This is a genomic window from Vibrio sp. 10N.222.51.C5 (genome assembly GCF_041474575.1).
Taxonomy (GTDB): Bacteria; Pseudomonadota; Gammaproteobacteria; order Enterobacterales; family Vibrionaceae; genus Vibrio; species Vibrio crassostreae_C.
Window position 1 is genome coordinate 28,263 of record NZ_JBFRUJ010000061.1, and the last position, 11,972, is coordinate 40,234.

7 protein-coding genes are annotated in these 11,972 nt (G+C 46.3%); 5 read left to right on the top strand and 2 right to left on the bottom strand.

Features of this window, described 5'->3' with window-relative positions; all coding sequences use genetic code 11:
* Nucleotides 1-150 precede the first annotated feature (150 nt).
* Entirely contained in the window at nt 151-2,505 is a 2,355-nt protein-coding gene (locus tag AB4558_RS18985; protein WP_372159000.1) for a fatty acid cis/trans isomerase, read from the top strand.
* Nucleotides 2,506-2,628: 123 nt separating this feature from the next.
* Here AB4558_RS18985 and AB4558_RS18990 read toward each other — a convergent pair whose 3' ends face one another.
* On the bottom strand, nt 2,629-3,567 hold the full coding sequence (locus tag AB4558_RS18990; RefSeq protein WP_017071124.1) for a LysR family transcriptional regulator: 939 nt from the start codon (nt 3,565-3,567) through the stop codon (nt 2,629-2,631).
* A 93-nt stretch (nt 3,568-3,660) separates the two neighbouring features.
* Here AB4558_RS18990 and AB4558_RS18995 point away from each other — a divergent pair, with 93 nt between their 5' ends.
* From AB4558_RS18995 to AB4558_RS19005, 3 genes are read left to right on the top strand one after another with little or no spacing between them, the layout of a single operon-like run.
* Complete coding sequence (locus AB4558_RS18995) at nt 3,661-4,989, top strand: cytosine permease (protein ID WP_372159001.1); 1,329 nt, start codon at nt 3,661-3,663, stop codon at nt 4,987-4,989.
* A 2-nt stretch (nt 4,990-4,991) separates the two neighbouring features.
* Nucleotides 4,992-6,116, top strand: coding sequence for a DUF917 domain-containing protein (locus AB4558_RS19000; RefSeq protein WP_017064776.1), 1,125 nt, complete (start codon nt 4,992-4,994; stop codon nt 6,114-6,116).
* Between the two features lie 4 nt (nt 6,117-6,120).
* Nucleotides 6,121-7,701, top strand: coding sequence for a hydantoinase/oxoprolinase N-terminal domain-containing protein (locus tag AB4558_RS19005; protein WP_065584595.1), 1,581 nt, complete (start codon nt 6,121-6,123; stop codon nt 7,699-7,701).
* A 135-nt stretch (nt 7,702-7,836) separates the two neighbouring features.
* On the opposite strand, the gene torS is transcribed toward AB4558_RS19005, so the two are convergent.
* Nucleotides 7,837-10,842 (bottom strand): TMAO reductase system sensor histidine kinase/response regulator TorS, encoded by a 3,006-nt coding sequence (gene torS, locus AB4558_RS19010; RefSeq protein WP_372159002.1) that lies wholly within the window; start codon nt 10,840-10,842, stop codon nt 7,837-7,839.
* Between the two features lie 92 nt (nt 10,843-10,934).
* Between torS and torT the strand changes: the two genes are divergently transcribed.
* Nucleotides 10,935-11,963, top strand: a complete 1,029-nt coding sequence (gene torT, locus AB4558_RS19015; RefSeq protein ID WP_029235253.1) for a TMAO reductase system periplasmic protein TorT — start codon at nt 10,935-10,937, stop codon at nt 11,961-11,963.
* Nucleotides 11,964-11,972: the final 9 nt, after the last annotated feature.

Consider the following 11,972-nt stretch of genomic DNA (forward strand, 5'->3'; position numbering starts at 1 on the left):
AGTCTAAACACCAATTTCTGAGCACTAGCGAGTGACGCGCATCGACAAGTCACTCGTCCCATCAAGATCTTGTCTACAAAATTGTTAGAACATGAGCATTTTCAATCATTTTCGATATAATTATAGAAAATGCCTAATATTTAAATACGTATGAATTTGAAAAAACTCTTCATTTTAGCTTTTGTTAGCGTCTTCTCAGGTTGTGCCGTCTACGCGGGTTTAAACTTCGACGAACTGTTTGGTGAACAACAAGTACGCGATCGCCAAGCACCTATTCTTTCAGCTCAAACGCAGCACTTCATTGACGAAGTAAAGCCCATCATTGATAACCGATGCGTGGTTTGTCACGCTTGTTATGACGCCCCTTGCCAACTCAAAATGTCTTCAGTGGAAGGTATAGACCGAGGCGCGAGCAAGGCACTCGTTTATCAAGGCACCCGCTTAACGGCATCAACCCCTACTCGCTTGTTTGAAGATGCATTAACTACGCAAGAATGGCGTGAGGCGGATTTTCACCCTGTACTTAACGAACGTATGCAGAACCCAACCGCCAACCTCGATGCTGGGCTTGTTTCTCGTATGCTGAAGCAAAAAGAAAACCACCCTCTTCCTGATCAAACGCAGCTCGAAGGCTTTGATTTCTCAATAGACCGTGACCAACAGTGCCCAACCATTGAGGAGTATGCCAAATATGAAAAAGATTACCCAACTTGGGGAATGCCTTATGGGATGCCGAACTTAGATAAAACCGAATACGCGACTTTAATGAGTTGGTTAGAAAATGGCGCGTTAATGAACGACCACATTCCATTGACTGATGCAGAACAAGAGCTCGTTAATGTCTACGAAAGCTTTTTAAACAAGAGTGACAATAAGAGTCAACTTTCAGCACGTTACATCTACGAGCACCTGTTTTTATCTCATGTCTATTTTTCTGATTTAGCTCAGCCAACACGCTTCTTCACTGTTGTTCGCTCTGCAACACCACCAGGTGAAGCGGTACAGCGCATCACGACTCGTCGCCCTTATGACGATCCAAAAGTAGACCGTGTTTACTACCGTCTGATTCCAGAACAAGGCACTATCGTCGACAAAACGCACATGCCTTTCGCACTTAATAAAGAGCGTCTACAAAAGTGGAATACCTGGTTTGTCGACGTAAATTACGAAGTAAAACAACTACCTAGTTACGACATCGATGTTTCAGCTAACCCAATGACTTCGTTTGAAGCACTGCCAGTAAACTCGCGCTTCAACTTCATGTTAGATAACGCGCAAAACACCATCATGGCCTATATCAAAGGACCTGTGTGTCGTGGTCAACTTGCCTTGAACGTAATTAACGACCGTTTTTGGGTTTTCTTCATCGACCCAGAGAAAGCCGATGTTCCGGAAATCAACGCCTTCTACGCAAGTCAAAAGAAAAATTTAAAGCTACCTAGCGAACTAAAAAGTAACACCGTACCTGTGACCAACTGGGTAAGATACGCAAAGCAACAAGCGCAATACCTAAACGCGAAATCAGACTTCACTAACCAATGGTTCGAGAGTGGCGTCCACCTAGACACTGGCATCATTTGGGATGGCGATGGCATCAACCCGAATGCTGCTCTCACCGTCTTTAGGCACTTCGATAGCGCCTCTGTTGTACAAGGGTTAGTTGGCACGCAACCTAAGACTGCGTGGATTCTTGATTATGCTCTTCTAGAGCGTATTCATTATCTTCTCGTTGCAGGCTTCGATGTTTACGGCAACTTTGGCCACCAGCTGATTACACGCATGTTCATGGACTTCTTGCGTCTTGAAGGTGAGAGTAACTTCTTAAGCCTTCTTCCTAAAGACGTTCGTCACATTGAACACTCTAGTTGGTACCAGAACCAAAGCGCACAACTGAGTGACTATTTGCAGCGAAACATTGCACCTTTTGATCAGCCGACCAGCGTGGTTTACAAAACGGCGGATCCGAAACACGAACTGCTTGATATGATCAAAGATAAGCTCGCACCTGTTCTCGATAATCGCTTTGAGATTGTTGAAACAGGTTTTGGTAGGAAGAATGAAGCACTGCTTAACCAAGTGAATTTGATAAAGGGCGAAGGCCTGCGTCATGTGCCTCAATTAGTGATGATCATGATTGAAGGCGAAAACGGCGAAGAGCAACTGTTCACCATGATTCACAATAACGCGCACAGCAACATTTCTAGCTTGTTTAATGAAGAAGGTAACCGTGATTACGCCAATGATGACCTTACCCTCGTACGAGGCGTTGTCGGTAGCTACCCTGCGGCTTACCTATCATTAACCGAGAGCGAGATTCCTACTCTGGTTAAAACGCTGCAAAACTTAAGCACTGAAGAAGACTACGTGGCGCTGCTGGATAAGTTTGCGGTACGACGCAGTTCTAGCGAGTTCTGGCCATTCAGTGATCGCGTGCATCGTTGGTATCAACAAGACCAACCGATCGAGTTCGGATTGTTGGATTACAACCGCTTCGAGAACCGTTAGTTTTCACTCATAAAGCATAAAAGCAAAAATCCTCTGTCTTGGCCGAGGATTTTTTGTATATGGGGAAAAGTATCTTAGGTGCTATTGAGAAGCGAGAAGTGCTCTTGAGAAGCGAAAAGCTCTCTATATTGAATCCGATGCTTCCGGTTGGTGTAGCTCATCAAAAAACGCACGCGCGGCGGGGGAAAGGGAATCTACAGGTTGCTTCAACACCACATAAAACTGACTCTTAAGGCTCCACTTCTCGGGCTGAAGCGGAATCAAGGCTTGGTCATAATGGCCACGGTCGATTAAATGAGACGGTAAAAAACTCAGGTGTGTGCCCGCCAAGGTTAAAATTACACCCGACTCGACATGCCAGCCATCAAAAGGCTTTACGGAATCGTACTGCTCAATATTCAGTAATCGGAACATCTCATCTTTGGCATAGCCGCCCATGTTGATACGACAGCCATCCAATGAGAAATCCTTGTCCATGATCTTCTCAGCCAGATCCTTACGCGCATACAGATAACTGTGCTCTTCAAACAGTGGGTATTTATGTTGAAACGCTGATTTTTGATGTGACCCTAGAACCACTATCATCATATCAATCTGGTTCTTTGCTAACTTCTCATTCAACTGGGTGAAATCCCCGACATCAACACTCACCTCAACACTGTTACTGCGTTGGTAAAACGTCTCGATCGCTTTGGGAAGTGGGTTATAAGGCAAAGTGACGGTGTTATCCAAACATCCAATTCGCACATGCCCAGAGAGTTCCGTCTGTACACCTCGTAACTTATAAGCGAAGTCGGTTAAGGTCGATTTTAGTTGGTTCGCATATTTATACACTTGCTCACCTTCATGAGTCAGCTTAAAACCACGTCGACCACGTTGGCATAATGTTAATTCTAAGCTTTTTTCCAAGGCAATAAGCTGATTACTCAGCACTGGTTGACTAATCCCAGTGCTTGCGACCGCCTGATTGATGCCTCCTTGTTCAACAATTTCACAAAAAAGCTCTAATCTACGTAGGTCTCTTTTATCTAACTTATTGTTTGGATTCACTTTGCCACTCACATTTGTTTTTTGTTATGTTTACATCTGATTATATTCATTTATTAACAATAAATACATCAGTATGCTTTATTCACACTTATGGAATAACAATGCATGGATGGCACTATGGCGGCAGAAGCTTACGTGAATAAACCCGAAGCAACACACAGCCACAAAAAGATAGATGACTTCGAGTTGGAACCCGTTCCCGAGAAGGCCAAACGATCTTGGTGGGTCATCAGCCTTATTTGGTTGGCAATCGGCATCGACATTTCGGGACTGTTTCTCGGCTCGATTCTAAGCAGCGGTATTGGTTTTGAAGACGCACTGCTTGCCACGTTTATTGGTTCAGGCTTATTGGCGATCATCGCGATGCTGTGTGCCAACATTGGCTTTCAAGCTGGCGTGTCTACCCCGCTGGTGAGCAGCGCGGTATTTGGCCGTAACGGCGGTAAAATTCTTGGCTTCATCAACGGCATCTCATTAGTCGGCTGGTTCGCATTCCAGGCTGATTTCTTCGCTTTCATCATGGTCGATGCACTGGCGAAATACGACATCATAATTTCACACCTCACCGCTCTTATTGGCGGCAGTGTGTTAATGATGATGACGGCTATCTATGGCGTTCGTGCTTTAGGCAAACTCAGTACCTATTCTGTTCCATTGATGGTGACGTTGATTACCATCGGTTTGTTTATGGCTGCTGATTATCAAGGTGGCGCAGCGCCATCGATTGAAGATCCTTTGACGCTTGGCCAAGCCATCTCTTTTGTTATGTCTATCTGGATTCTAGCTGCGGTTGCTGCACCTGATATTGCTCGCTACGCCAAAACACGCCGTGATGCGATTTTAGGAGCGGGTATCGGTTTCCTCGTCGGCAACAGTGCCATCATTCTTATCGCATTGATCTTGACCAAAATGACCGGCACCGACGACCTAGTTGAGGTCTTCTTCACCTTAGGTTTAGGCATGGCAGCTATCATCGTGCTGGTGTTCGCACAATGGACCACCAACAGTAGCAACCTGACCTCTGGCGGCTTATGCATGTCGATGGTTCTACCTAAGATTCCGCGCCCTGTTCTGGTTGTGATCATGACCATCGTCGGCATTGGCATTGCTCAACTCGGCATGGTGAACAAGTTTACCGACTTCTTAATGCTACTCAGCGTAACCATTGCGCCTGCTGCGGGTGTCTACATCGTTCAATATTATGTTTTAGATTCGACAAAAATGAGCTTTGAGAACATCCAACAAGTTCCAGCTTGGATGTTTAAAGGCTTGGCTTCTTGGGCATTTGGTACTGCATTCAGCGCTTGTACTGCACCAGAGTTTTTCAACCTGTTTTCGTTCACCAGCATCTCGGCGTTAGACGGCATTCTTGCCGCTGGTGTGATTTACCTCGCCCTAATGAAGCTTTCTCCTTCAAGTGATAAGGAATATTAGTTGTGATTATTACTGAACAAATGATTGATGATATCGCGCTGGGTGCGACGGTATTAGGTACTGGCGGCGGCGGTGACCCATACAGCGGTGCCTTGATGGCGAAAGTAGCCATTGCAACGGCAAAGCACCCTGTACGCATGATTCCTTTAGAAGACGTGCAAGACGATTGGATGACAGTGCCCTCTTCAATGATTGGCGCACCAACAGTCGCAGTAGAGAAACTCAATTCGAAAGATCAAATGTTGATTGCTTTCGAAGCGATGGAAAAAGCGCTCGGCACTGAAGTAGCGGCAACGTTTCCTATCGAAGTAGGCGGCTTCAATTCATTGATTCCAATTCTTGTTGCAGCACAAAAGAACATTCCTGTGATCGATTGTGATGCGATGGGACGTGCGTTCCCAGAAGCTCAGATGGTGACCTTCTTTCTTGATGGTCTCCCTTCGGCACCGAACACATTGGCCGATGAGCGTGGCAATGTCGTCACGCTTTATCCGATTGACGGTATTTGGTCTGAAAAGTTTGCGAGGCCGATTACCGAACAGATGGGTGGCTCTGCAGCAATGTGCGATTACCCAATGAACGGTAAGAACCTAAAACGCAGTGCACTGCCTGCGACACTGACCCAAGCAATGAAGATTGGTGAAGCGATTAGACTGGCGAACGACAACAATAAAAGTGGCACACAGGCCGTATTAGACATTGTCGGCGGCCATACCATCATCAGTGGCAAGATTGTTGATATTCAACGTGAAACCGATGGTGGTTTTGCAACAGGTGGTGTCGTGATTGAAAAGCTGGCTCAGTTTGAAGATACCGGCGTCGATAACGTGTTTGTGCAGTTCCAAAACGAATTACTTCTCGCGCACAAAGGTACAAGCCGCGCAGACATGAGCCAAGATAACCTGCTGGCATCAACACCGGATCTTATTTCGATCTTGGATCATGAAACGGGTAAGCCAATCACAACCGAACAACTTCGTTACGGGCAGCGCATCGACCTTATCGCTTACCCTTGCGACCCCAAATGGCGCACTGACAAAGGTATTGAAGTCGCGGGCCCGGGTTACTTTGGCTACACCGTCGAGTATCAAACCATTGAACAACTAAAGTCTGCATTGAAGAGGTAGTCGCATGACAAACATTACGCTTGATTACTGCCGTTTGGGCATTGACGTAGGTGGCACCAATACCGACGGTGTGCTGCTCGACGCAGACTTGAATGTGATTGCCAAAGTAAAAACCGCAACCACACATGACATTTCAACAGGTATTGATAACGCGATTGCTGCGCTATTAAGCCAAGCAAACATTGATGGTCAGCAAGTGAAACATGCGATGCTTGGCACGACTCAATGCACCAACGCAATCGTTGAACGAAAAGGCTTAGATAGAGTCGGGATGATTCGTTTAGCGCTTCCAAGTGGTGATAGCGTCCCGCCCCTTTGTGGTTGGAGCAAAGCGTGGCAAAACTTGCTTGGTGAACACTTCTACCAAGCTCACGGCGGCTATGAATACGACGGCCAGTTGATCGCCGACATTCAAGAGTCTGAGATCCGCGAGCTTTGCCAGAAAATGAAAGGCCAAGTGGATTCCATTGCTATCTGCGGAGTGTTCTCTCCCGTCAACGGCGACCAGGAGCTTCAAGCAGCAGAATGGATTCAACAAGAACTTCCGGGCGTGAACCTATCGTTATCCCATAAAGTGGGCAGTTTAGGGCTTTTAGAGCGTGAGAACGCCACTATCCTCAATGCGGCTCTGCAAGGGACAGCAAAACGATTCGTTGACGGCTTTTGCAGTGCACTCATCAATCATGAAATCCACACCACGCCTTATTTCGGTCAGAACGACGGAACACTGATGTCACAGCAGTTCGCATTGATGTACCCGATTCTTACCGTGGCTTGTGGGCCAACAAACTCGATTCGTGGAGCGAGTCACTTAACTAAGTTAAAAGACGCGATTGTGGTCGATGTGGGCGGTACTACGTCTGATATCGGCGTACTGACTCACGGCTACCCAAGAGAATCGAGCTTAGCAGTAGAAATCGGTGAAGTGAGAACCAACTTCCGTATGCCTGATATTTTGGCGTTAGCCATTGGTGGTGGTACCAAGGTTCGCTTTGAACAGCAGCGTATAGAGCTAGGCCCAGAAAGTGTTGGCCATACCTTGACGCAAACGGCGCGTAGCTTTGGTGGTGATGAACTTACGCTCACCGATATTGCACTCAAAACAGGACAAATGCAGTGGCAGGCAGAACATCAACTGAGTGATGAGATTGGTGTTTCAGCCGAACAAGCAAGCAAGATTTATCAACAAATGGTCACGGATGTTGAAGAAGGCATCGATAAGATGAAGACCTCTGCGGCGAGTGTACCCGTAATCATGGTTGGTGGTGGTAGTGCCCTATTCCCAGATCATTTTGAAGGTGTGAGCCAAGTGGTTCGTCCTGAGCACTTTGAAGTGGCTAATGCGATTGGTGTTGCGTTGGGTGAAATATCAGGTCAATTCGATAAGATCGTACCGATTGACCCAGCATCACGTGAAGAGACCTTAAAGGGCTTGGAAGCGCAATCAAAGCAACTGGCGATTGAAGCTGGCGCATGCAGCGATAATGTCGCGATCATTGAACGCAGCGAGATTCCATTAAGCTACCTACAAGGCAATATGGTTCACGTTAAGATCAAAGCTGCTGGACATATCAAGATGGCTTAGAGCCGTTCCTTGAAAGCCTTACTTAGATTCTTATTCGACAATAAAAAAGCAGGTCACTTCTTCATATTAAAACGGAGAAATAGCCTGCTTTTTGTTTTCTGTTCTTATTTTGGGGCTTTCCGCCCAATAGCCACTCTATAGTTGCTCTCGGAGCGCTGCTAACGAGTCTTTCACCAATTCAGGTAATGAGTCTGCATTATCGCGATATTGAAGTAATGGATCCTCGCTCGCTTCAATGCTCTGGCATAAAGCAAACAGTGCAGATAATCCTAGGCTGCCGGCAGACCCTTTCAGTTTATGAGCTAAAGACTTAATTTCACGAGCGTTGTCAGCGGCACTTGCCACAATCAGTTCATCGAGAGTGACTTGGCTGCTTTGGTCAAACAACCCAACAATCTGCACTATTTTTTCTCGACCGAGAATGGCCAAGTCGTCTTTGATAATCTTAGGGTTAATCATCTGCACAATCGGTTCTCCTTGATTATGTTCCGCGTCTTGGTTTGCTCGTTGTGTCGAGCTTGCAAATGCCAATGCTGATAAGTCTAGCTCGGTTTCCTGAGGTTTAGAGTTTAGCTGACAGCAAACAGCATCTGACGGATCCGGCTGAGGCAGCAACAGCGTGTGACCGTCCAACTGCTCAACAATCAATTCCGATAATGCTTCCTTCTCTAACGGCTTAGGTAAGAATCCATCAAAGCCAGACGACAAATAGCTTTCCACTTCTTCGTTAAACACATGAGCCGATACTGCGATCATTGGGGGTACTTTTCGAATTACGTCTTCTTCACTTTTATGCTGAAGCGCATCGTCTTTGAGTTGTTGAATTAACTCGACGCCATCGCAGTCGGGTAAGTTAATGTCCACCAGCGCAATATCGAACTCTTGCTCACTGAATATGGCTCTCGCTTCTTGTCCGGTTGTCGCAATCACAACCTCGTGCCCCAAGTTATGCAAGAAGCCTTCAGCAACGATGCAGTTTACGGGGTTATCTTCAATCAGAAGTACTTTAGCTCGAATACACGCTTCAATGACCGGTACTTTCGTTTCTATCTTCTCACCGGCTTCAAGTGGCAGTGAGAACCAAAACTGGCTACCCTCGCCTTCTTCAGAATGAACGCCAATATCCCCGTTCATTGCCAACATGATGCTTTTACTGATCGCTAATCCAAGCCCTGTGCCGCCGGTTTTGTTGCGACCGCTATCGGTTTGGGTAAAGGCATCAAACAGACAAGCTTGTTCGCTAGCATCAATACCGACACCTGTATCTGACACTTCAAACATCACTCGATTTTCATCTTCGATATCTAAGCTGATAAAGATATCGACCGAGCCACTTTCCGTAAACTTAATCGCGTTACCGACCAAATTATTCAAGATTTGGCTGATTCGCGTTACGTCACCACGCCAATAGCGTTGCACATCACTTTCAATATGGAAATCAAAGTTCAGCTTCTTCTCAGCGGCACGCCCTTCCATCAATTGGTAGGTATCTTGAACCATCTGATGAAGATCAAACGAAGCAGTGCGGATTTCTAAATGCCCTGCTTCAATCTTTGAGTAATCCAACACGTCATTCAAAATCGCGAGTAGGTTCTTACCGCTGCGGTTAATGATGTCTGCATAGCCGGATTGCAGCGGGTCTAACCCAGTATCTTTGAGCAATCTTGCAGTACCTAATACACCGTTCATCGGCGTTCGTATTTCATGACTCATCGTCGCAAGGAAAGCGGATTTTGCGCGGCTTGCTTGTTCTGCGGCGTTACGAGCCTTAGCGTGGTTCCCTACCTCGATGTTCAGCTTCTCATTGGTCTTTTGCAGCTGGTAGGTTCGGTCTGCGACCAACTCTTCTAAGTGTTCTTTGTGCTCTTCAAGTTCGCGTTTCGCCTTTGCTTCACCCACCGCAACCACTTGTAGCGCCTGCGCGGTGTTTCTGGCAGTGATGATCGCCTCGCCCATATGAGCCAGCTCATCATTACCCTTTACCGAGATATCAATATTCAGGCGACCTTGTGCGATAGACATCAAGGCCGATGAGTATTCAGTAAGACGTTTAACAACCGAGATATACACCACTCGCCACACGATAAATGCAACGATAACCAAACCAATAACCGAAATCACAGACAGTGACCATTGAGCCAAATTCAACGTGCTGGTCAGCTCATCAACCGCTTTTTTGGTACTGCGGTTTGAATCATCAACCAGTTGGTTAACCGTTGTATTCAGCTGAGAGAACAGCTCCAACGTATTTTGCATCAGAAACTCTGACTTTTTGGTGTTCTCATATTGTTCTAATGAAATATCGAACACGACTTGGCGTTTTCTGAGCTCTTCTAGAAGCTGAGACATCTGCGCTGAACGAGTAGGATCTTCGACCGCTTTAACGCGGCGCGCCATGATTCTTAGGTTGGATTCAAATTCTGATTGGATTTGATGAATACGCTCTACGTTGGTAACGGTTTGCGTTTCTTCAATTTGGTTAAGCATTTTGAACGCCAGCAAATGCAATTCGTGTAGGCGCTCAGACAAATCAAGGTCAACCTCTACAAGCGCATCTAAGGCTTGGTAGGCTTTATCCGTTTCTTTGGTTTCTAGCAGGTCATAGATATGCGTGACGTTAGCAACCGCAATGGTAGCCGTGTTCAAAACTTGGGTTCGCGTCAACTGCTCTAGCTCTTCGGCCAATAGGCGCATCTCTTCGACACGAGACGACAACTCTTTGCTTAACCAAAGCTTACGCTCAACCGACACACCCAACTCAGCCAGTGTGTTAATAACGCTTTGAACATTGTTTTCGAGTTTATTGAGGAGCTGAGAATCGAAACTGTCGACACCAAGCTCTTTGATATGTTGAAGAAGCGACTCAAGTTGGTCAAACAGTACGGTGCCAGCCTCTTTTCTTTCAGCTTCGTTTCTCGCATTAGAAAGTGTTTGTACTGACGAAATAATACGGTTACTCAACTCAGAAACCTGACGAGCTTCGATCATGGCAGGAAGCGCCGAATCAACGACGTTTCTTTCCGTTTTGGCTACAAAGCTAAAACCAGAAACACCGATCAATGCAGACAATAGAACCAACAGTGCCATCACTAAGAATGAGGCCAGCAGCTTGCGTCCAATACTCGCTGAAGCTAACAACATAAACTCTAAACCTTAAAACGTTCTTCTTTACCCATGCAGAATACGCTATATTTTGCAGTGTTTCTTATCTAAAACCAACAAAACGGCAATTCATGCTATCTAGACCTTTCGCTTCAATAATTCTTCTCTCACTACTGGCCTCAGTGACTACTGTCGCAGGTGCTAGTGAGCCTTTGAGCCCAATAAAACCCGCCAATGCCACATCACAAAAAGAGAAAATCTGTGCCATTTATCCGCACCTCAAAGACTCTTATTGGTTGTCGGTAAACTATGGAATGATCTCTGAAGCAGAAAAGCAGCAAGTTGAGCTAAGAGTATTGGAAGCTGGCGGTTACCCCAACGTGGCCAAACAAGCCTCGCAACTGGTGCTTTGCACGCAATGGGGAGCCGATGCCATTATTTTAGGTACGGTTTCACCCGATGCGTATCATGACAATCTCAGCGATTGGGTTGGCTCGACGCCTGTGTTTGCTACGGTAAATGAGTTAACCGTCAATGAAGAACAACAGAAGGTATTAAAAGGTACGGTCGGTGTCGATTGGTACCAAATGGGATACCAAGTCGGAGATTTTTTGTCGAAACGACACCCGAAAGGATCAGGCGAAACACCTATCGCCCTGTTACTTGGTCCACAAGCAAGTGGCGGCACTAAGCCTGTGGCACTGGGGTTTTATGATGCGATCAAGTCGAGTGATATCAAAATCGCGATCAGCTATTGGGCAGATAACGATAAAGAACTGCAAAGAAACCTGGTACAACAGGTGATCGAGGAGCCGGATATCCAATATATAGTCGGAAGTGCCGTCGCGATTGAAGCAGCGATCAGTGAGCTACGAGCGGCCGATAAAACCGAAGAGATTGGGTTAATTTCGAGTTACTTAAGTCACGGAACCTACCGTGGTTTACTTCGTAACAAGGTACTTTTTGCGCCAACCGATAAAATGGTTGAGCAAGGTCGCTTGTCGGTAAAACAAGCCACGAGTTACTTACGCGGTCAACCTTACGAGCAACACAGCGCACCGATTATCGAAGCGCTGACACCTGCAACTCTCAAAGATCAAATTATCGCCGACTCATTGTCACCTTCTGAGTTTCGTCCGGTATTCAGTGTGAATCCTTAGTGCTATATT

What these genes read in the sequence shown, in the direction of transcription:
- torT (WP_029235253.1), top strand. Translation starts at nt 10,935, where the DNA reads ATGCTATCTAGACCTTTCGCTTCAATAATTCTTCTCTCACTACTGGCC.
- AB4558_RS18985 (WP_372159000.1), top strand. Translation starts at nt 151, where the DNA reads ATGAATTTGAAAAAACTCTTCATTTTAGCTTTTGTTAGCGTCTTCTCA.
- torS (WP_372159002.1), bottom strand. Translation starts at nt 10,842, where the DNA reads ATGTTGTTAGCTTCAGCGAGTATTGGACGCAAGCTGCTGGCCTCATTC.
- AB4558_RS18995 (WP_372159001.1), top strand. Translation starts at nt 3,661, where the DNA reads ATGGATGGCACTATGGCGGCAGAAGCTTACGTGAATAAACCCGAAGCA.
- AB4558_RS19005 (WP_065584595.1), top strand. Translation starts at nt 6,121, where the DNA reads ATGACAAACATTACGCTTGATTACTGCCGTTTGGGCATTGACGTAGGT.